The organism is Hoeflea sp. (genome assembly GCF_039975035.1).
Lineage (GTDB): Bacteria > Pseudomonadota > Alphaproteobacteria > Rhizobiales > Rhizobiaceae > Hoeflea.
Map to the genome: position 1 here is coordinate 1 of NZ_JBDWHW010000146.1, position 20,310 is coordinate 20,310.

18 protein-coding genes are annotated in these 20,310 nt (G+C 60.1%); 6 read left to right on the forward strand and 12 right to left on the reverse strand.

What is annotated here, in order from left to right; translation table 11 throughout:
- A partial coding sequence (locus ABJN75_RS12715) for an acetyl-CoA C-acetyltransferase (protein WP_348439966.1) occupies window positions 1-1,019 on the reverse strand: 1,019 nt, incomplete at its 3' end.
- Between the two features lie 242 nt (window positions 1,020-1,261).
- Here ABJN75_RS12715 and phaR point away from each other — a divergent pair.
- Both phaR and ABJN75_RS12725 read left to right on the forward strand, forming a co-directional pair.
- Window positions 1,262-1,855, forward strand: coding sequence for a polyhydroxyalkanoate synthesis repressor PhaR (gene phaR / locus ABJN75_RS12720; RefSeq protein ID WP_348439967.1), 594 nt, complete (start codon window positions 1,262-1,264; stop codon window positions 1,853-1,855).
- A gap of 194 nt (window positions 1,856-2,049) precedes the next feature.
- Window positions 2,050-2,481 (forward strand): heme-binding protein, encoded by a 432-nt coding sequence (locus ABJN75_RS12725; RefSeq protein WP_348439968.1) that lies wholly within the window; start codon window positions 2,050-2,052, stop codon window positions 2,479-2,481.
- A 17-nt stretch (window positions 2,482-2,498) separates the two neighbouring features.
- On the opposite strand, the gene ABJN75_RS12730 is transcribed toward ABJN75_RS12725, so the two are convergent.
- The 10 genes from ABJN75_RS12730 to ABJN75_RS12775 form a co-directional block, all read right to left on the reverse strand.
- Window positions 2,499-2,903 carry a hypothetical protein gene (locus ABJN75_RS12730; protein WP_348439969.1) on the reverse strand — a complete coding sequence of 135 codons (405 nt, stop codon included), beginning with the start codon at window positions 2,901-2,903 and terminating at the stop codon, window positions 2,499-2,501.
- A gap of 190 nt (window positions 2,904-3,093) precedes the next feature.
- A complete protein-coding gene (pyc, locus tag ABJN75_RS12735) occupies window positions 3,094-6,552 on the reverse strand; it encodes a pyruvate carboxylase (RefSeq protein ID WP_348439970.1) in 3,459 nt (1,152 codons plus the stop codon).
- Between the two features lie 242 nt (window positions 6,553-6,794).
- Window positions 6,795-7,532, reverse strand: coding sequence for an autoinducer binding domain-containing protein (locus ABJN75_RS12740; RefSeq protein WP_348439971.1), 738 nt, complete (start codon window positions 7,530-7,532; stop codon window positions 6,795-6,797).
- Window positions 7,533-7,784: 252 nt separating this feature from the next.
- Entirely contained in the window at window positions 7,785-8,930 is a 1,146-nt protein-coding gene (locus ABJN75_RS12745; protein ID WP_348439972.1) for an iron-containing alcohol dehydrogenase, read from the reverse strand.
- Window positions 8,927-10,315 (reverse strand): aldehyde dehydrogenase family protein, encoded by a 1,389-nt coding sequence (locus ABJN75_RS12750; protein WP_348439973.1) that lies wholly within the window; start codon window positions 10,313-10,315, stop codon window positions 8,927-8,929. The genes ABJN75_RS12745 and ABJN75_RS12750 overlap by 4 nt, the downstream gene beginning before the upstream one ends.
- A gap of 73 nt (window positions 10,316-10,388) precedes the next feature.
- A complete protein-coding gene (locus tag ABJN75_RS12755; protein WP_348439974.1) occupies window positions 10,389-11,753 on the reverse strand; it encodes a glutamine synthetase family protein in 1,365 nt (454 codons plus the stop codon).
- A gap of 188 nt (window positions 11,754-11,941) precedes the next feature.
- Window positions 11,942-12,994 carry a TRAP transporter substrate-binding protein gene (locus ABJN75_RS12760; protein ID WP_348439975.1) on the reverse strand — a complete coding sequence of 351 codons (1,053 nt, stop codon included), beginning with the start codon at window positions 12,992-12,994 and terminating at the stop codon, window positions 11,942-11,944.
- 44 nt (window positions 12,995-13,038) lie between these two features.
- Window positions 13,039-14,373: a TRAP transporter large permease subunit gene (locus tag ABJN75_RS12765; RefSeq protein ID WP_348439976.1), complete on the reverse strand. Its 1,335-nt coding sequence runs from the start codon at window positions 14,371-14,373 to the stop codon at window positions 13,039-13,041.
- Complete coding sequence (locus ABJN75_RS12770) at window positions 14,370-14,897, reverse strand: TRAP transporter small permease subunit (RefSeq protein WP_348439977.1); 528 nt, start codon at window positions 14,895-14,897, stop codon at window positions 14,370-14,372. The genes ABJN75_RS12765 and ABJN75_RS12770 overlap by 4 nt, the downstream gene beginning before the upstream one ends.
- 93 nt (window positions 14,898-14,990) lie before the next feature.
- On the reverse strand, window positions 14,991-15,785 hold the full coding sequence (locus ABJN75_RS12775; protein ID WP_348439978.1) for an N-formylglutamate amidohydrolase: 795 nt from the start codon (window positions 15,783-15,785) through the stop codon (window positions 14,991-14,993).
- Window positions 15,786-15,913: 128 nt separating this feature from the next.
- Between ABJN75_RS12775 and ABJN75_RS12780 the strand changes: the two genes are divergently transcribed.
- Together ABJN75_RS12780 and ABJN75_RS12785 are read left to right on the forward strand one after the other, a co-directional pair.
- Window positions 15,914-16,759, forward strand: coding sequence for a MurR/RpiR family transcriptional regulator (locus tag ABJN75_RS12780; RefSeq protein ID WP_348439979.1), 846 nt, complete (start codon window positions 15,914-15,916; stop codon window positions 16,757-16,759).
- A 121-nt stretch (window positions 16,760-16,880) separates the two neighbouring features.
- Window positions 16,881-17,210, forward strand: a complete 330-nt coding sequence (locus ABJN75_RS12785; protein ID WP_348439980.1) for a helix-turn-helix domain-containing protein — start codon at window positions 16,881-16,883, stop codon at window positions 17,208-17,210.
- A 7-nt stretch (window positions 17,211-17,217) separates the two neighbouring features.
- Here ABJN75_RS12785 and ABJN75_RS12790 read toward each other — a convergent pair whose 3' ends face one another.
- Window positions 17,218-18,015: a DUF2189 domain-containing protein gene (locus tag ABJN75_RS12790; RefSeq protein WP_348439981.1), complete on the reverse strand. Its 798-nt coding sequence runs from the start codon at window positions 18,013-18,015 to the stop codon at window positions 17,218-17,220.
- 298 nt (window positions 18,016-18,313) lie between these two features.
- Between ABJN75_RS12790 and ABJN75_RS12795 the strand changes: the two genes are divergently transcribed.
- Together ABJN75_RS12795 and ispG are read left to right on the forward strand one after the other, a co-directional pair.
- On the forward strand, window positions 18,314-18,772 hold the full coding sequence (locus tag ABJN75_RS12795) for a TspO/MBR family protein (RefSeq protein ID WP_348439982.1): 459 nt from the start codon (window positions 18,314-18,316) through the stop codon (window positions 18,770-18,772).
- 156 nt (window positions 18,773-18,928) lie between these two features.
- A complete protein-coding gene (gene ispG / locus ABJN75_RS12800) occupies window positions 18,929-20,170 on the forward strand; it encodes a flavodoxin-dependent (E)-4-hydroxy-3-methylbut-2-enyl-diphosphate synthase (protein WP_348439983.1) in 1,242 nt (413 codons plus the stop codon).
- Window positions 20,171-20,310 lie beyond the last annotated feature (140 nt).

Genomic DNA, 20,310 nt, shown 5'->3' on the forward strand with positions numbered 1-20,310 from the left:
CCGTTGACGTTGACGATGTCGGGGTTCCAGCCCATGTCCTTGTTGACCGCGCAGGCCTGTGCTGCAAACGCTTCGTTGGCCTCCACCAGATCGAGATCGCCAACACTCCAGCCGGCTTTTTCCAGCGCCTTGCGCGACGCCGGGATCGGGCCGGTGCCCATGATCTGCGGATCAACGCCGGCGGTTGCCCAGGAAACGATTCGCGCCATCGGGGTGATGCCGCGCTTGGAGGCCTCGGCTTCGCTCATCAGCACGGTGACCGCTGCGCCATCGTTGATACCGGACGCATTGGCGGCTGTTACGGTGCCTTCCTTGTCGAACGCAGGCCGCAGCTTGGAAATGCCTTCGACGGTCACACCATGCTTGATGTACTCGTCTTCTTCGACGACGGTGTCGCCCTTGCGGCCCTTGATCGTCACAGCCGCGATTTCATCCTTGAACTTGCCGGCCTTTTGCGCGGCTTCCGCCTTGTTCTGCGAATTGACCGCAAAGGCATCCTGCTCGTCGCGCGACAACTGCCACTGCTTGGCAACATTCTCGGCGGTATTGCCCATCAGGTAATTGTAGAACGCGTCGGTCAGCGCATCCAGCATCATGGTGTCGACCATACCCGCGTTGCCCATCTTCACGCCATTGCGCAAGTGAATGGCGTGCGGTGCCATCGACATCGATTCCTGGCCGCCAGCCACGATGATGTTCGCGTCACCTGTGGCGATCTGCTGCATGCCGAGCGCAACGGCGCGCAAGCCCGAACCGCAGAGCTGGTTGAGCCCCCAGGCCGTGGCTTCCTGCGGAATGCCGGCAGCCATCGCCGCCTGGCGCGCAGGGTTCTGGCCCTGTCCTGCGGACAGGATTTGACCGAGGATGACCTCGTCGACTTCCGCGGGCGCAACGCCGGCGCGTTCAAGCGCCGCCTTGATGGCGACCGCTCCCAGATCATGGGCGGCAACCGAGGACAGAGTACCGTTGAAAGATCCGACCGGAGTACGGGCGGCGCTGGCGATAACGATAGAGCTCATGGTGGATTTTCCCTGTCATATGATGGAACGAATTTGACCCGAACGTGCCGGAGGCTGAGGTTCCTGTCAAACGCCAGAAAGTCAATTCTCTCATGCAATCGGTTCAATAAGGACTATAGTCTGAGGGATTACAGCCTCTTTCGCCGCAATGCACAAAGGAATTGTCATTGTATGGCGTTTTCGCCTACAGTCGAGCCATTGTGTGAAGTTCAGGTCTGGGGAGACCTTTGAGGAGAGTGGATATGGCGAAGAACAGCGGCCCGGTGACAATCAAGAAATATGCCAATCGCCGCCTCTACAACACCGGAACCAGCACCTATGTAACGCTTGATGATCTGGCTGTCATGGTCAAGAAGGGCGAGGACTTCTCGGTGCTGGACGCCAAGAGCGGCGACGACATCACCCATTCGGTTCTCACCCAGATCATTTTCGAACAGGAATCCAAGACCGGCAATACACTGCTTCCGGTTTCCTTCCTGCGGCAGTTGATTGCGATTTACGGTGATCAGTTGCAAATGGTGGTGCCGAGTTATCTCGAACATTCAATGTCGGCGCTGACCGGACAGCAGGATCAGCTCCGCGCCCAGATCACCAAATCCTATGGAGAAAACCCGGTCGCCCGCAACATCCAGTTGCCGATCCAATTGGTCGAGGATCAGGTCCGCCGCAACACTGAAATGTTCCAGAAAGCGATGCAGATGTTTTCCCCCTTCGCGCTGGCGCATTCCGCGACACCGGAAGAAGCTCCAAAGAAGTCGGACACCTCCAAGGATATCGACGACCTCAAAACCCAGCTCAAGCAGCTTCAGGACAAGATCAACTCCATCGACAGCTGACCGGATGATACCCGGAGTTTCACGATAACGCCTGCATCAATTGCATCGGGCGCGCGTGAAAAGCTGCGTATTGTTTCTGTTCCGGACAAACAGCTTCCCTGCGTCAAACACCGCCAAATCGGTGGCGCCAGGCACGGTTCAGGGCCTATAAGCGTCTGATCTGTTTTTCGACACTGGATTGAAAGGTATTCGGCATGACCGACGTTACACTCGCCAAGGCGCTTGAAATCATTACCTCCGCGCTCGCGAAGGGCAAGGACCTCGGCCTCAAGCCGCTGGCCGTGGTGGTGCTCGACGCCGGCGGCCATGTCAAAGCCTTCCAGCGCCAGGACGGCGCGTCGATGCTGCGGTTCGAAATCGCCAGCGGCAAGGCGTATGGCGCGCTGGCAGTCGGCGTTGGCTCTCGCTGGCTCAATGCCCAGGCCGAAACCCGGCCGCATTTTCTCGAAGGCCTGTCAGCCGTGTCCGGCGGGAAAATCGTCGCAGTCCCCGGCGGGGTGCTGATCCGCAACCTTGAGGGAACCATTATCGGCGCTGTCGGGATTACCGGAGACACCTCCGACAATGACGAGATCGCCGCCATTGCCGGCATTGAAGCCGCAGGCTTCAAGCCAGATGCAGGCTGAATGCGAGAATTTTCGGCTTACAGGCCAATCGAAACGTCACGTCCCGCCGAGCGGATCGAGACTGAGAAGCCGGCGATCACATCGATGAAGGCGATCACCATCAGGATGAAAAACACCTGGGTGGCCGCATCCCGCACCAGCAGGAATTCCACCAGGAACGCTACAAACACGAACATCGACAGCATGTGATCAATCACCGACCAGGGCCCGGTCCGCGTCGCCTTCAACACTTCGACAAACAACAGCGCCAACGCCACGACGATCAGCAAATCGCCCATGCTCATCGTCCAGACCGCGCCCGACATCATCGACAGCGATGTGATGGTCGATCCCAACCCGGCAATACCGCCGCCGAACAGACCCACCAGGATCAAATTATACCCAATCAACGGAACGATCATCAATGGTATGGCGGCAAGCATGGTGAATCCCCGGAACTGAAAAAAGCGCCCCGCGGCGCAAATACGCGGCGGGTGCGGATTGCCCGCGACAATGCGAAATCAATCCGCCAAGCGCAAGCCCGTTAATCCGATTCCGGGTATAAGCCGCTCGCCCATCATGTTCGTAGCATGACGCGCGAGGGCGCTCTGCGGATTTGACCGGGCAATCGCGTCAGGCATAGACCACGAGAAGGTCCTTGGCGTCGATCTGATCGCCTGTCTTGACCAGAACTTCCGCCAGCGTGCCATCACGTTCGGCGTGGATCGCGGTTTCCATCTTCATCGCTTCAATCGACACCAGAACATCGCCGGCCTTGACGTCCTGCCCCTGGCTGACCGCGACCGTGGAGATCACGCCGGGCATCGGAGCCGCGACATGGGCGTCGTTTCCGAGCTCGGCCTTGCGGCGCGCCGCCGCGCCCGAAGCGCCATGCGCCCGGTCCGGCACCTTGACCCGCCGCGGCTGACCATTGAGTTCGAAGAACACCGTAACCATGCCTTTTTCGTCAGCTTCGCCCTGGGCCAGATTCTGGACCACCAGCGTCTTGCCCTTCTCGATTTCGATGAACAACTCGCCACCGACCGGAATTCCATAGAAATACGCCGGTGTCGGCAACATGCTGACTGGCCCGTAGGTCTCGGTGGCAAGAGCGAAATCGGTGAACACTTTCGGGTACATCAGGTAGGAAGCAAACTCGTTCTCGCTGATCTTGCGCTCAAGCTTGGCTTCGATCTCCGCACGCTCGGCTTCAAGATCCGCATCCGGCAGCAACGAGCCCGGGCGCGCGGTATAGGCTTCCTCACCCTTGAGCACCTTGTGCTGCAGGGCCTTCGGCCAGCCGGCTGGCGGCTGCCCCAGATCGCCGCGCATCATCGACACCACCGATTCGGGGAACGACACGTCCTTGGCCGGGTTTTCAACGTCGGCGACGCTCAAATCCTGGCTGACCATCATCAACGCCATGTCGCCAACAACCTTGGAAGAGGGCGTCACCTTGACGATATCGCCAAACATCTGGTTGGCATCGGCATAGGCCTGCGCCACCTCGTGCCAGCGGGTTTCCAACCCGAGCGAGCGGGCCTGTTCCTTGAGATTGGTAAACTGCCCGCCTGGCATCTCGTGCAGATAGACTTCCGAGGCTGGCCCCTTGAGGTCGCTCTCGAACGCGGCGTACTGGTTACGCACCGCTTCCCAGTAAAACGAAATGCGCCGGATCCATTCGGTGTCGAGTCCCGGATCGCGTTCATGACCCTTGAGCGCTTCGACGATGGAACCCAGACAAGGCTGCGAGGTGTTGCCTGACAGCGAGTCCATCGCCGCATCCACGGCATCAACACCGCTGTCGACCGCCGCAAGCACCGTCGCGGCCGATATGCCCGACGTGTCGTGGGTGTGGAAATGGATCGGAAGATCGGTGGACTCGCGCAGCGCGGTGAACAACTGCCGCGCTGCGGCCGGTTTCAGCAGCCCGGCCATGTCCTTGACCGCAATGATATGCGCGCCGGCCTTTTCAAGTTCCACGGCCAGTGCCGTATAGTATTTGAGATCGTATTTCGGACGGGCGGAATTGAGAATGTCGCCAGTGTAACAGATGGTGGCTTCGCAAAGCTTGTTTTGCTCGCGCACCGCATCCATCGAAACGCGCATGTTCTCAACCCAGTTGAGGCAGTCAAACACCCGGAAAAGATCAATGCCCCCCTGTGCCGCCTGACGCACGAAATGCTTGACCACATTGTCAGGATAGTTCTTGTAGCCAACCCCGTTGGCGCCGCGCAGCAGCATCTGCAACAACAGGTTCGGCGCGCCCTGACGCACCATTTCCAGCCGCTCCCACGGGTCTTCGGTCAAGAACCGCATCGACACGTCGAAGGTGGCGCCGCCCCAGCATTCCAGCGACAGAAGGTTCGGCAGCGCCTTGGCGTAAGCGCCCGCGATTGCCGCGATATCATGTGTCCGCATCCGGGTGGCGAGCAGCGACTGGTGGCCGTCGCGCATGGTTGTGTCGGTGATCAGCACGCGGGTTTGCGCCCGCATCCATGCCGCAAATCCTTCAGGACCAAGATCTTCAAGCAATTGCCGCGTTCCCGCAGGCACATCGCCTTCGACATAGGGAACGCGCGGGGCTGCGGCATCCTCGACCGGCAACGGCCTTCCCTTGGTTTCGGGATGGCCATTGACCGTGACATCCGCCAGATAGGTAAGCAGTTTGGTGGCGCGGTCCTGACGCTTGACCTGCTCGAACAGTTCAGGCGTGGTATCGATAAATCGCGTCGTGTAGGTGTTGTTGCGAAACTCCGGATGACCGATGATCGCTTCCAGAAAGGTCAGATTGGTGGCCACACCACGGATACGGAACTCGCGCAGGGCCCGGTCCATCCGCTTGATCGTTTCATCCGGAGTGGGTGCCCAGGCAGTGACTTTTTCCAGCAGCGGATCATAGAACCGGGTGATCACCGCGCCTGAATAGGCGGTGCCGCCGTCAAGCCGGATGCCGAAGCCGGTGGCGCCGCGATAGGCGGTGATCCGGCCGTAGTCGGGAATGAAATTCTGCTCGGGATCTTCCGTCGTGATGCGACACTGCAAGGCATGGCCATTGAGCCGGATATCGGCCTGCGCAGGCACGCCCGATTCCGGCGTGCCGATGACTTCGCCTTCCAGGATATGGATCTGCGCCTTGACGATGTCGATGCCGGTCACTTCCTCGGTCACCGTGTGTTCGACCTGAATGCGCGGATTGACCTCGATGAAGTAGAAGGCCCCGGTGTCGATATCCATAAGATATTCAACTGTTCCGGCGCCGACATATCCCGTGGCGTTGGCGATTTTCAGCGAATAGGCCGCCAGTTCCTGCCGCTGGGCTCCGCTCAGATAAGGCGCAGGCGCGCGCTCAACCACCTTCTGGTTGCGCCGTTGCACCGAGCAGTCACGCTCGAAAAGGTGCACGGCGTTGCCATGGGTGTCGCCAAGAATCTGGCTTTCGACATGGCGGGCGCGTTCAACCAGCTTCTCCAGATAGACCTCATCCTTGCCGAAGGCGGCCATGGCTTCGCGCTTGGCTTCGATGACTTCACGGGCCAGGTCCTTCGGATCGCGGATGGCGCGCATGCCGCGACCGCCGCCGCCCCAGGAAGCTTTCAGCATGATCGGATATCCGATCTCGTCGGCCATGCGGGCGACTTCATCCATGTCGTCGGGCAGCGGTTTGGTGGCAGGCACCACCGGCACGCCAATTTCGATGGCAAGATTGCGCGCTGCGACCTTGTTGCCCAGCCGTCGCATCGTATCGGGCTTGGGTCCGATAAAGATAATGCCATTTTCAGCGCAGGCGTCCGCAAACTCCGGACTTTCCGACAACAGCCCGTACCCGGGATGGATGGCATCGGCGCCTGACAGTTTTGCGACCCGGATCACTTCATCTATCGACAGATAGCTTTCGATCGGCCCCATGTCGTGCGCCAGATGCGGGCCGCGGCCCACCTGATAGGATTCGTCGGCCTTGAAACGGTGCAGCGCAAGCTTGTCTTCCTCCGCCCAGATGGCGACTGTTTTCATGCCTAACTCGTTGGCCGCGCGAAACACGCGAATGGCAATTTCTGACCGATTGGCGACAAGGATTTTCGAAATCGTCACAGACAAGCTCCGGAGTTTGGGCGAAGGGGCAAGGGGCTGAACAAACCCCGGCCTCAATCATTAGCGTCTGTTTTGCTGCAGCGCAAATAGCACCGGCCTGGTTGCGCCAAGATAGGGTGATCCGGTCACTCGCGCTCCGGTTCCGGGCACCCTATGCCGGCAGCACCCGGACCGCCACGCTTAACGCTCGTCTGCTCACCGTCCGACGCTTCAAACATCCCAACCGGCAGCGGCAAAAGGGATCAGGAGATCAGGCCGAGCCTGAAGGCAATCGCCACCACATGGTGACGGTTCCTAGCATGCAGTTTTTCCTGAATGCCGTTCATGTACCAGTCAACAGTATGCGCCGACAATCCAAGCGTGGCGCCCATCTCGTTGGAGGTCATCCCGTAGCCAAGATATTCAAGCGTTTCCATCTCGCGACGAGTCATTTGAACCGAAACCGGACGGGCAATCCGCTCATAGGCACCCGGGTCAAGCGCCTGGAGAATATCCCAGAACGCCCGCTTGGCCAGCGCATCCATGATCGATATTTCGGAAGGCGTCAGGTCGATCACCTGGCCTGCCACGGAGAGTACGCCGACAAGCCCGCGCCGCCCGTGAACCGGAAAGACATAACCATCTTCCAGGCCATGGCCTCGCGCATCGCTCATCATGCGTTCGATGCGCTTGCGATGCGGATCCTGTTCGAACGCCAGCATCGGTTCACTCCAGCGATAGCCGTGCTGGCTATGGCCGAGATACCTGATCATCGGGTCGATAGCGGCATATTTCCGCTTTACATAGAGTTCCGGCCAGCCCTTTGGCCATTGCCCGGCCAGCATGATCTCGTTTGCATCGCTCTCCGGACCCGGTTGCCGGACGAGCGTAAAGAAATCAAAACCAAGGCTGCTGATAACTGAAGATAAACGTGCGCGGATATCATCGGCGCTTTCCTCTTTATCTCTCTCGGCATCCAGAAACCGCAGAACGGTGTTCATGTTCATAGTTCCCCCCTCGCATTCAAGATATTTCAAAGCAGTATTTGCGAGCAAAGCTGACTCAATTTATCATAATAACGCTAAATCCAAAAGTTGCAAAAGTTAATAGCACAATTCGGAAAAGGGTGACCGATCCAAATTGCCGCACTCCAAATACGAAGAAACCGTCACGCACCCCAGGTACGCAACGGCTTCATGGATGGCTTGACCGGAGATTGTTGTGACCCCGGCACAAGCGAAGGCGGGTTGGTTTCAGATGCAGGCCTCAAACAGGGCCTTGGTATTTTCGGCCGTCATTTTCACGGGATTGCCTCCGGCACTGGGGTCTTCCAGCGCCATTGCCGTCATCTCGTCAATCCGATCGCGCCCCACACCAAGCTCTGCAAGCTTGTCGGGAACGCCCAGATCGGCGCGAAGCTTGAGGACGAAATCGTAGAAGCCGTCAAATCCCCCGGCAATTCCCAGATAATCGGAGGCACGGGCGATCCGCTCCTCGATCTCCGGCCGGTTCAGTTTCAGCACCGGCGGCATTACCACCGCATTGGTCATGCCATGGTGGGTATTGTAGACCGCGCCGATTGGATGCGACAGGGCGTGAATGGCGCCAAGGCCCTTCTGAAACGCCACCGCGCCCATCGCAGCCGCGCTCATCATTTCCGCGCGCGCGGCGACATTGGATCCGTCGGCGACCACCAGCGGCAGATTGTCCTTGACCAGCCGCATGCCTTCGAGCGCGATACCCTGGCTCATCGGATGGTAGAACGGCGATGAATAAGCCTCCAGGCAATGTGCGAACGCATCCATGCCGGTGCCGACCGTGATGATCCTCGGCATGCCCACGGTCAGTTCCGGATCGCAGATCGTGATCGCCGGAAGCAGTTTGGGGTGGAAGATGATCTTCTTGACGTGAGTGAGCGAATTGGTCAGCACGCCGGCACGGCCGACTTCCGAACCGGTGCCCGCAGTTGTCGGCACCGCGATGATCGGCGCAATGGTCTCAGCATTGGCGCGGGTCCACCAGTCACCGATATCCTCGAAATCCCAGACCTGACGGCTTTGGCCGGCCTGAAATGCGATCAACTTGCCCAGATCAAGACCCGAGCCGCCGCCAAAGGCGATGACGCCGTCGTGACCGCCAGCCTTGAAGGCAGCGACGCCTGCCTCGAGGTTTTTCTCGTTCGGATTCGGATCAACCTCGGAGAAGATTGCCCGGCCAAGGCCCGCGGCATCGAGAATATCGAGCGCCTGCGCAGTGATCGGCAGCGAAGCAAGTCCGCGGTCGGTGACCAGAAGCGGCAGCTTTATTCCGGCGGTCAGGCAGGCTTCGGCAAGTTCCGAAATGCGCCCTGCGCCAAAACGGATTGCTGTGGGATAGGACCAGTTGGCGCGCGGGCTCATGCGGATTTCTTTCTCATGTGATAGGATTTGGGACGGGTGAGGTTGTGGAAGCCGATTTCAGACAGCGACCCGCCACGGCCGGTGGCCTTGCAGCCGGTCCAGCACAAAGCCGGATCGAGATAATCGGCGCGGTTCATGAACACGGTGCCGGTCTCGATCTCGCCTCCGATGCGGGCGGCGCGCTCGGTGTCGTTGGTCCACAGCGAAGCTGTCAGACCAAACTGGCAATCATTCATCAGCGCAAGCGCCTCTTCGTCACTGTCGACCGGCATGATGCCGACCACCGGACCGAAGCTCTCGTCACGCATCACCCGCATGTCATGGGTCACGTCAACCAGCACCTGCGGCATCAGATAAGCCCCGCCATCATCGGCCGGAAACTGCTTCGGGTCGATCAGCCCGCGGGCGCCGCTGGCAATGGCTTGCTCGGTCTGGGCGCGAACTTCCCTGGCGAAACGCACATTGGCCATCGGCCCGATCGTCGTGTCCTGCTCAAGCGGATTGCCGAGCTTGAGACCCGATGTGACCCAGGCCGCAGCCTTCTCGACAAAAGCATCATACAATGGCCGGGCAATATAAAGCCGCTCGATGCCGCAGCAGCACTGCCCGGCATTGAACATCGCCCCATCCATCAGCGTATCGACAGCCCAGTCAAGATCTGCGTCTTCCATCACATAGCCGGGGTCCTTGCCGCCGAGCTCCAGCCCGAGGCCGGTGAATGTGCCTGCGGCAGCCCGCTCGATCGCCTTGCCGCCACCGACCGAGCCGGTGAAGTTGATGAAATTGAAGCTTCCGGCGGAAATCAGCTTCTCGGTGCCGGGATGATCCAGGAACAGGTTGATGAACACGTCATCGGGCAATCCGGCTTCGCTAAAGGCGCGGACCATGCGCTCGCCGACCAGCAGCGTCTGGGTCGCATGCTTGAGCACCACGGTGTTGCCCGCAATCAGCGCCGGGACAACCGTGTTGATGGCGGTCATGTAGGGGTAGTTCCAGGGCGCCACGACAAAGACGACGCCATGCGGAACATGCTCGATGCGGCGTTCGAACCGGGCCGAATTCTCGATCTCGATCGGCGCCAGCGCCCGTGCCGCGATCTCGGCCATGTAGTTGGAGCGCTCGTTGACGCCGCCGAACTCGCCACCGTAGCGGATCGGTCGACCCATCATCCAGGCCAGTTCCGGCACCACCTCGTCGCTCATCTCGTTGAGCCGTGCAACGCCGGCGCTCACCAGCGCGATGCGCTCTTCCAGCGGCCGCCGGGCCCAGTCCTTCTGCGCCTTGCGCGACCGGGCTACAGCCGCTGCGGCCGCATTCAGTTCCATCACCGGGCGTTCGGCATAAACCGAACCGTCTATCGGTGATATCAGTTTCAAACTGCTCATTGTCTGGTCTCCTTGTGGCGGCTCGCCGATCAGGCCGGTGCCAGCCCTCGCTCATCTGTATTTGGTCGTTCGGTCAGACCCGCTCGAAGCCCCGGGCGATTTCCCAGTCGGTGACAGCCTTGTCGAATTCTTCCTGTTCCCACTCGGCGCAGCGCACATAGTGATCAATCACCGCGTCACCCATCGCCTCGCGCAGCATTTTCGAGCCGCGCAGTGTTTCGGTCGAGGCGCGCAGCGTCGAGGGAATATGTTTGGCCTCGGCATTCTCGTAGACATCGCCGGTCGTCGGCGGCGCCAGTTTCAGCTTGTCTTCAATGCCCTTGATGCCGGCGGCGAGAAGCGCTGCCTGCGCCAGGTACGGGTTCATGTCGGAGCCACCGATACGGCACTCCACCCGGACCGCCTTGCTGCCCTCGCCGCACAGGCGGAAGCCCGCAGTGCGGTTGTCGACCGACCAGACCGTGCGGGTCGGTGCGAATGTGCCCTTCATGAAGCGCTTGTAGCTGTTGACGTAAGGCGCCAGGAACCATGTGTATTCGGGCGCATACTCGATCAGGCCCGCCATGAAATGGCGCATCAGATCCGACATGCCGTGCTTGCCGTTCTCGTCGCGGAAGGCAGGGGTCTTGCCGCTCCACAGCGACATGTGAACATGCGACGACGAGCCGACCTTCTTCGGGTGCCATTTCGGCAGGAACGTCACCGAGCGGCCCTGCGCCCAGGCAATCTCCTTGACCGCGTGCTTGGCAATGGTGTGGTGGTCGGCGCAGTCGAGCGCCCCGGCATAGCGGATATTGAGCTCTTCCTGACCGGTTTCGGCCTCGCCCTTGGAGTTTTCGATCGGAATCCCGGCCGCGAAGAGATGATTGCGCACCGGACGCATGATCCCCTCTTCCTTGGTGGTTTGCAGAATATGGTAGTCCTCATTGTAGGCGCTGATCGGCGTCAGCTCGCGATAGCCCGACTGGGCCAGTTCGCGGAAGCTCTGCTCGAACAGGAAAAATTCCAGCTCGGTGGCCATCATCGCCTCAAAGCCAAGTGCCTTGAGCCGGGCGATCTGGACTTTCAGGATCTGGCGCGGCGATTGCGGCACCGGCTCATGGGTGTGATGATCGAGAAGATCGCACAGCACCATGGCGGTCCCTTCAAGCCATGGCACGCGACGCATGGTCGAAAGGTCCGGCTTCATCACATAGTCGCCATAACCCGCCCGCCAACTCGTGGTCGCATAGCCGTCCGGCGTCGCCATTTCCAGATCCGTGGCCAGCATGTAGTTGCAGCAGTGGGTTTCCTGATGGCTCGAATCGATGAAATTCTGCACATGGAACCGCTTGCCCATCAGGCGGCCCTGCATGTCGACGCAGCACACCAGCACTGTGTCGATGTCACCGGATTTGGCGGCAGATTTCAGGTCTTCAAAGCTAAGATTTCCGGCCATGTCGATAGGGTCCCGATGGTGTGGTTGGCGCTTCAGTCTGAAACTGCGACAAAATGAGGGTCGCACGTTTCGTCAAGAAGATGAAAGCGACGGCGACAGACCTCAATAACGCGAGCTGTCTCGGCGCTGTAGTGGCAATCCGCCCCCCGGCGCAAGTCCGGGAGGCGGAATTTCAGTCATGATCCGGCTCAGAGTTCGCCGTAAGGGAAGCCGGCCTTGTTGATCACGCCGTTATACTCCTTGAAGACCGAGATGACCTTAGCCTTGGTTTCGCTTTCCGCGGCGATTTCGTCCCAGAACTTCACGGCGGCATCCTCAACCTGCTTCCAGTCGGAAGCCGGCACTGAGCGAAGCTCCAGCTTGTCGCCGGTAGCACGCAGCTTGGCTTCACCGCCCCAGTACCACTGGTTGCGGAAGGTATGGGCCGCTTCCATGCAGGACATGTACAGCGCCTTGAGGTGATCGGGCAGTGCGTTCCACTTTTCCTCGTTGGCGAACCAGGAACCGATCCAGGCGCCCGAGATATTGTTGGTCAGGAAATAGTCGGTCACATTGGCCCAGCCGACAGTATAATCCTCGGTGATGCCCGACCAGGACATGCCATCGAGTTCGCCGGTCTGAACTGCGACTTCGGCATCCTCGTAGGGAATCGATACCGGCACCACGCCAAACTGCGTCAGGAAGCGGCCGGCTGTGGGGAAGGTGTACAACTTGAGCCCGTCGAGATCGGCGACGCTCTTGATTTCCTTCTTGGTGTTGAAGTTGCAGGGGTCCTGACCCGCAGCCGAAAGCCAGACAACACCTGTGCCGGAATAGGCTTCGCGCCAGATATCGCCCAGGCCGTACTGCTGGAACAGCACCGGCACGTCGAGAATCGAACGGGTTGCGAAGGGGAAGTAACCACCGAACAGGCCGACTTCCACAGGCGACGCCATCGAATCATCGTCGGAGTGCACGGCGTCGATGGTGCCCGCCTGCATGGCGCGGAACAATTCGCCGGTTGGCACGATCTGGTCAGCGAAAAACAGCTCGATGACCATTTCACCATTGGCCGCCTTGTTGAAGGCATCCACGAAAGGCTGGGTTACGAACTGACCGAGCGTCGCACCGGCATAGGTCTGCATGCGCCAGCGGATCGGCTCCTGGGCGATGGCCGGCGGAGCGGCGAGAGCGGTTCCGGCAGCAGCGCCGGCAGCAACGCCGGCCTTGGTGAGAAATTGACGCCTCTTGATATTGCTCATGCTGTTCTCCTTTTTGGGTTTAGTCTTCTTTCGAACTGCTCATTTCAACCTCGAAGCTTGCCCTGGAACTGTTGCGGCAACCACAAGGCCAGCTCCGGGAACATCATCACGATCACCAATGTGAGCAGCATGACCGCGACGAAGGGAATGACGGACAGATAGATGTGACGCAGCTTGATTTCCGGCGGCGCCATGGCGCGCATCAGGAACAGATTGTAGCCGAACGGCGGCGTCATGTAAGCGATCTGGCAGGTGATGGTGTAGAGAATGCCATACCAGACCAGATCGAAGCCGAGGATCTTGACCAATGGCACATAGAGCGGCGCCACGATCACCAGCATCGCCGTGTCGTCAAGAAATGTGCCCATCAGCAGGAAGCTAAGCTGCATCAGGATCAGCACGTGCCAGGGCTCGAGGCCAAGCTGGCCCAGGAAGAAATTCTCGATCGCGCGCACCGCGCCAAGGCCATCGAACACGGCACCGAAACACAGTGCCGCCAGAATGATCCACATGAACATGCAGGAGATGCCAAGCGTCTTGCGCATGACATTTTCCATCACCTCGCGGTTCAGCCGGCCCTTGATCAGGGCTGCCCCCATCGAAGCCAGCGCACCCACGGCCGAGCTTTCCACCAGGCTGGTGTAGCCCAGCAGGAACAGGCCATTCATCAGGAAGAAGATCATGAACGGCAGGATGCCTGCCCGGAGCAGACTGATCCGTTCTTTCCAGGTAATCGCGTCACGCTCCGCCTTGGGAAGCGGCGGTCCGAGATGCGGCTGCAGCTGGCAACGCACGGCGATATAGACGATGAACAACCCGGCCATCAAAAGACCGGGAAACACACCCGCAAGCCACAACTGGCTCACCGGCTGTCGCGCGATCATGCCGTAAAGCACCAGCACCACCGATGGCGGGATCAGGATCCCGAGCGAAGACCCGCCCTGGATCACCCCGGTGATCATCACCTTGTCATAATTGCGCCTGAGCAATTCCGGCAGCGCTATCGTCGCCCCGATAGCCATGCCGGCCACCGACAAACCATTCATCGCGGAAATCACCACCATCAGAAAGATCGTGCCGATGGCAAGCCCGCCCGGAACCGGTCCAAACCAGACATGGAACATTCGATAGAGATCGTCGGCGATGCGGCTTTCCGACAGCATGTAGCCCATGAAAATGAACATCGGCAGCGTCAGCAGCGGATACCATTTCATCAGCTTGATCGATTGGGCGAAAGCGATCTCGACGCCGCCGGTGCCCCACAACGGCAAGGCGGCAATCACGGCGACAGCGCCGATGACGCCGAACACCCGCTGCCCGGTGAGAAGCAGCGCCATCATCGAGGCGAACATGAACAACGCGATTAGTTCGTAGCTCAAAAGCCCGCCTCGCTTTGGTGGTTGACGCTGATACCGCGCAGAAAGAGGATATCGCGGAGAAACTCGGCAACCGCCTGCAGCAACATCAGGAAGATTCCGACGGCTGCAATCAATTTGACCGGCCACATATAGGGCCGCCATACCGAGTGGGCCCGTTCGCCATATTCGAGCGCGTAGGTGGTGCTTGAAATCCCGCCGTAGAGCAGGACGCAGAGATAGAAGATCAGGAACAGCACGGTGACCGCGTCAACCGCCGCCTTGCGGCGCGGCGACCATGCGCCATAGGCCAGATCCATCCGCACGTGATCACCCAACTGCATGGAATAGGGACCACCGAGCAAATAGTAGGCAACCATGATGAACTGGGCGAATTCGAGCGTCCACAACGCTGGCGCGCCCGCGTATTTGGTAATCGAAGACCAGAACAACACACCCATCAGGGCAAAGATCAGATACATCGCAAACCGGCCGATGCGCCGGTTGAAGGCATCCACGGCCCGGATATAGCGTTCGATGATAGTCATGCCGCTCCACCTCTCGAACAATCGCCGCAAACAGTCCGGGATGCCTGACCGAACGGGGTTTTCACATAACACCCGGTCTGCGGAGTGGCGAAATCATGCATGAAGACGTCCTCCTTGAGGGTTCAGGCGCTCCAGCGCCTGGCGCAACAAGCCTTCTATTCGGTCGGCCCAGACAATCTGTCCGGCCTCGTCGGAAACGAGATCATTGCGGATTTCAAGCATGACGTTGGGGATTTGCCGGGTCAATCCATGCCGCTTCAGGCTGTGCGTCACCCCGTCTTCCGGACCGTAGGGATAATTCCGGTTCACCGATTCCAGTTTCGCTGCCGCCGCAGCCTCAAGCATTGCATCGGCCAGCCGGCGATCCTCGTCATGCAGGATTCCGAGAAAACCTTCGCGCTGCCGGCCGAAATAGATCGGGGTAAACGAGTGAACAGTCACCAGCAGGACGTTACGGCCCTGCGCCAGACGTTCATCCAGGAGCGTATCGACAGCCTGGTGAAAGGGGACATAAAGCGCCTCGGCGCGGCGTGACCGCTCGTTCTGATCAAGCCCCTTGTTGCCCGGAATCTCGTAGACTTCGCTCCGCTCGGGATACGCATCGGCAGAATCCGGCGGGCGATTGCAATCATAGACCAAACGGGAGAACCGCTGCGAGATGAGGGTTGCATCGAGAAGATCGGACAAGCGCTCGGCAACGGCCTGGGCGCCGATATCCCAGGCGATATGACTTTCAAGCGTCGCCTGATTTAGGCCCAGGGTTCCCAGCGCCCTTGGCATCATCTTCGACGCATGTTCACACACCAGCACCACGTCGCTCGCCCCGTCGGGACGGCGGACCGCAAACACCGGACCTTCTGATGGTTCAATCAGCACCTTGTCCTGCACCTTGACTTCTGCTCCCCAGCAGGCGCGCCGGGATCGGTCGCTTTCGTAACAATGATTAGGATTGCCGGATCATTGTCAATACTGTAATTTTTATTACATCAACGCGAGATACCGGATCGGGGACTGAAATGGCAATAAGAGAACAGGTCCAGGCGGCCTTGGGAATGCTGCCGGGGGCGGAGAAAAAAGTCGCGCATGCATTTCTTGCGAACTACCCGAGCATAGGGTTGTCGACGATCGCGGAGCTGGCGGCGCTGGCGGGAACCTCGGCGCCCACGGTCCTGCGCTTCGTCGCGCGGCTGGGGTTTGAATCTTATCCCGATTTCCAGCGCGTGCTGCGCGGGGAAGTCCAAGCACAACTGATGTCGCCGCTGGAACGGGCCCGCTCAAGCGGACCGGTCACCGACAATCCCGCGCTCAAGGCAAGTTTTGCTGCCATCGCCGCCAATCTGGACGCCACGGCGAAGGCTGTTCCGGAAAGCGAATTCGAGGCGGCCTGTGACTTGCTCTCGGACCACAAGTCGACCTGCTATTTTCTCGGGGGACGTTTCACCGACGCTGTCGCCGCCTATATGGCGGCCCACCTGCGGATCATCCGCCCCAATGTCAGGCATTTTGACGGACAGACCTCGACCTGGCGCGACCAGCTTCTCGACGTCCGCCCCGGCGACGTCGCGGTGCTGTTCGATATCCGCCGGTACCAGTCCGATCTGGTCCGGCTCGGAGAACTGCTGGTCGAGCGAAAGGCCCGCATCCTGCTCATCACCGACCCATGGCTTTCGCCGATCGCCCGCTCGGCCCGCGTGGTGCTGCCCTGCGTCGTCGACGCCAACCGTACCTGGGATTCAAGTGTGGCCTTGCTGGCACTGGCCGAAGCGCTGATCGACCGCGTTTCACGCGCCCAGTCCGACAATGGCAGGGCGCGCATGCAGGCGCTGGAAGACATTCACTGGAACAACCTGCCGCGGCATTGAATTTGTCCGGTCGCCAGACCTGTCGGACGTTATCGTCGGGGTGGCCAGGCTCGGTGTGCCACGCATCACAACTGACCTTCCCGGACTTGCGCAAATCCGCCTCTTCCAATACCCATCTTGTATGGATCAGCAATCTGCTTTGGACGCATTCTCGGCGTTGAGCCAGGAGACACGGCTGGCCGTGTTCCGGCTTCTTGTGTCCGCCGGACCCGAGGGCCTCGCGTCAGGCGAAATTGGCGAACGCCTCGGTGTGCGCCAGAATACCATGTCGACCAATCTCGGGATCCTGCTCAGGGCCGGACTGGTTCGCCGCGTCCGCGACGGCCGCACTGTGCGATATCATGCCGATCATGCCGGCATCAGCGGGCTGCTCGGATTTCTGCTGGAAGATTGCTGCGGCGGCAAGCCGGATCTCTGCCAGCCGGTCATCCGGCAGATTTCCTGTTCCTGAGCCGGTGTCACCCCCCTGCCGCAGCGCGCCGGTAGAGGTGCCAGGTTGCATGCCCGAGCACTGGCAGGACCACCAGGAGCCCGAGAAATGCCGGCAGCAACGCCACCAGCGTTGACAGGCCAACGATAAATCCGAAGGTGAGCATGGGCACAGGATTTTTCACCACCATGGCAACGCTGGTGATCATCGCGGTGACAAAATCCACCTCCCGCTCGGCCAGCATCGGCAGCGAGATCACCGTGGTCGAAAACAGCACCAGCGCCAGGACACCACCGACAAGCGTGCCGACCGCCAGAAATCCCCAGCCTTCCGGCGTTGACAGCATGATCTCGGTGAAGCGATCCCAGCTCGAAAACGACTTGAATCCCAGAAACAGCGCAAACAACAGCCGAACCTGGTAGATCCACACCCAGAAAATGAACATGACGACAAAGGCCATCCAGCCAAGCTGGCGTTCGCGCTGATGGAACACCTGCGCCAGAACGCCCTTGCGGGTGACCGGCTCGCCCTCGTTGCGCCGGCGGCTGATTTCATAAAGCCCCACGGCGACGAAAGGACCCAGCAAGGGAAATCCGATCGCCAGCGGAATGATCATCCATGGCTGGCCGATGCTGTTGACAAACCCCACGATCGCCAGACCGCCAAGCATGTAGATGCCACCGAAAAACAGCCCGAACCCGGGATGGGCCAGAAAATCTCCCCAACCATCGCTGAGGCACGCTTTCACATCCCCGATGGTAATGGTGCGAAGCACCGGCGCGCCAACAGGTCCGTCTCCGGTCAATTCGGTCGTATTGTTCGTCATGACATCCTCCCTCATTGCCGCACAACCCAGTAGAACCCATGCGGAAATTGCCATGAATGCATAATGGTCTGGTTCAACGCCAACCGCAATCCTCGAAAATCTTCCAACACACCGCCCCCGGCAGGCTGCTGCTTGATCGGCGTTCGCATTCGCGAACTCACCCCGCACAGCCCTGACACTGGTAATCCGGCAGCACAACTCTACCTCTTAGCAGGTCGCTGCGGCGGGTAATCCGGGTTCGAAGCCGCGGCCATGTCAAATCTTGTATCTTGCCGTTGATCCGGTTCTGGAGTGCGAAATGTCCGCCGTCATCATAATCATCATTCTCGTGATTGCGACAGCTTCCAGCGGAGCAATCTTCAAGCCGGGCGATTGGTACCGCGGATTGCATCGGCCATCCTGGACACCGCCCAACTGGGTGTTTCCACTCGTCTGGAGCATTCTCTACATCGCGATTGGCGTGTCAGGCTGGCTGGTCTGGCAAGCCGGTGGACCGGGTTTGGCCATGGCGCTGTGGCTGTTGCAACTGGTCCTCAATGCTGCCTGGTCCTGGCTGTTTTTCGGTCGGCGGCGCATGGACCTCGCCTTTGTCGATGTCTGCGCGCTGTTTGCAACCATCATCGCCTACATCGTCGCGGCAGGGGTGATATCGCCGGCTGCGGCATTGCTGTTTATGCCCTACGCGGCCTGGGTCGCAACAGCTGCGATCCTGAACCGTTCTGTCTGGCGGCTCAACCCCGATGCCGTGCCTGACTGAGCCGGATATGCTCGGCTCCCGGCCAAAATCCCGGCATTTCAGGCCCTGCTTTGCTGATCCGCCTCATCGGCGGGCTTCCATTTCCCATATCCGCGTTCTAGGTAGGTGTCTGCATCGGCCACAGCGGCCCGTCGCGGAAAATGATCCGAGGTTTTCATGACCATCTCCCCCTTTGTTGTCCCGCAAGCCCGCCGCGCGAGCGTCGCCGTCGACGTTGGCGGCGTTGTGGTCGGCGGCGGCGCACCGGTGGTGGTGCAGTCCATGACCAATACCGACACCGCTGATGTCGACGCCACCGTGGCTCAGGTGGCCGCGCTTTATCGCGCCGGTTCGGAGATTGTCCGGATTACCGTTGACCGCAAGGAAAGTGCTGCTGCCGTACCCAGGATCCGCGAACGGCTCGAGCGACTGGGCCTTGATATCCCGCTGATCGGCGACTTCCACTACATCGGCCACACCCTGCTGGCCGAACATCCCGGCTGCGCCGAAGCCTTGGCGAAATACCGGATCAACCCCGGCAATGTCGGCTTCAAGGACAAAAAGGACCGCCAGTTCATCGAAATCATCGAAATGGCGATCCGCTACGGCAAACCGGTGCGCATCGGGGTTAACTGGGGCTCGCTCGACCAGGTGCTTCTGACCCGCCTGATGGATGAAAACGCCGCCAACGGCTCGCCACTCTCGGCCCGCGACGTCACCCGCGAAGCCATCATCCAGTCGGCGCTGCATTCGGCCGAGCTTGCCGAGGAAACCGGCCTGGCTCGCAATCGCATCATCCTGTCAGCCAAGGTCAGCCAGGTGCAGGACCTGATCGCGGTCTATTCCGAACTCGCTCGCCGCTCCGATCATGCGCTTCATCTGGGCCTCACCGAAGCCGGCATGGGATCGAAGGGAATCGTCGCCTCATCCGCCGCCATGGCAATTGTTCTGCAAACGGGAATCGGCGACACCATTCGGGTGTCCCTGACCCCCGAACCCGGCGGCGACCGTACCCGAGAGGTCATCGTTGCCCAGGAATTGCTGCAGGTCATGGGCTTCCGGCAGTTCGTGCCGGTGGTTGCCGCCTGCCCCGGCTGCGGCCGCACCACATCGACCGTGTTCCAGCAACTCGCCCGCACCATCGAGGATGATCTCAGGCGCAACATGCCGGTCTGGCGCGACAAGTATCCCGGCGTCGAGGGCCTGCAGGTTGCCGTCATGGGCTGCATCGTCAACGGCCCCGGCGAATCCAAACATGCCGATATCGGCATTTCCCTGCCCGGCACAGGCGAAAGCCCGGCGGCGCCGATCTTCATCGACGGCAAGAAGGCTGCAACCCTGCGCGGCCCGAACATCGCCGAGGACTTTCAGGCCATGGTCGCCGATTACATCGAGAAGCGGTTCGGCCAAGGCAGTTGATTTGCTCAATACAGGGAAGTGTTGCAATGGCGCCGGCCTCAACACCGGTCAGTCCGGGTTTCGGAAACCCCACACATCGTGCGATCAGTCTGGGCCCTTGACCGTTTGAGGGGGGCCACGACATAAGATCCGGATGCCAT

Excerpts from the sequence above, each read along its gene's own strand:
- phaR (WP_348439967.1), top strand. The coding sequence starts at position 1,262 with ATGGCGAAGAACAGCGGCCCGGTGACAATCAAGAAATATGCCAATCGC.
- ABJN75_RS12725 (WP_348439968.1), top strand. The coding sequence starts at position 2,050 with ATGACCGACGTTACACTCGCCAAGGCGCTTGAAATCATTACCTCCGCG.
- ABJN75_RS12730 (WP_348439969.1), bottom strand. The coding sequence starts at position 2,903 with ATGCTTGCCGCCATACCATTGATGATCGTTCCGTTGATTGGGTATAAT.
- ABJN75_RS12740 (WP_348439971.1), bottom strand. The coding sequence starts at position 7,532 with ATGAACACCGTTCTGCGGTTTCTGGATGCCGAGAGAGATAAAGAGGAA.
- ABJN75_RS12745 (WP_348439972.1), bottom strand. The coding sequence starts at position 8,930 with ATGAGCCCGCGCGCCAACTGGTCCTATCCCACAGCAATCCGTTTTGGC.
- ABJN75_RS12750 (WP_348439973.1), bottom strand. The coding sequence starts at position 10,315 with ATGAGCAGTTTGAAACTGATATCACCGATAGACGGTTCGGTTTATGCC.
- ABJN75_RS12755 (WP_348439974.1), bottom strand. The coding sequence starts at position 11,753 with ATGGCCGGAAATCTTAGCTTTGAAGACCTGAAATCTGCCGCCAAATCC.
- ABJN75_RS12760 (WP_348439975.1), bottom strand. The coding sequence starts at position 12,994 with ATGAGCAATATCAAGAGGCGTCAATTTCTCACCAAGGCCGGCGTTGCT.
- ABJN75_RS12770 (WP_348439977.1), bottom strand. The coding sequence starts at position 14,897 with ATGACTATCATCGAACGCTATATCCGGGCCGTGGATGCCTTCAACCGG.
- ABJN75_RS12780 (WP_348439979.1), top strand. The coding sequence starts at position 15,914 with ATGGCAATAAGAGAACAGGTCCAGGCGGCCTTGGGAATGCTGCCGGGG.
- ABJN75_RS12785 (WP_348439980.1), top strand. The coding sequence starts at position 16,881 with ATGGATCAGCAATCTGCTTTGGACGCATTCTCGGCGTTGAGCCAGGAG.
- ABJN75_RS12790 (WP_348439981.1), bottom strand. The coding sequence starts at position 18,015 with ATGACGAACAATACGACCGAATTGACCGGAGACGGACCTGTTGGCGCG.
- ABJN75_RS12795 (WP_348439982.1), top strand. The coding sequence starts at position 18,314 with ATGTCCGCCGTCATCATAATCATCATTCTCGTGATTGCGACAGCTTCC.
- ispG (WP_348439983.1), top strand. The coding sequence starts at position 18,929 with ATGACCATCTCCCCCTTTGTTGTCCCGCAAGCCCGCCGCGCGAGCGTC.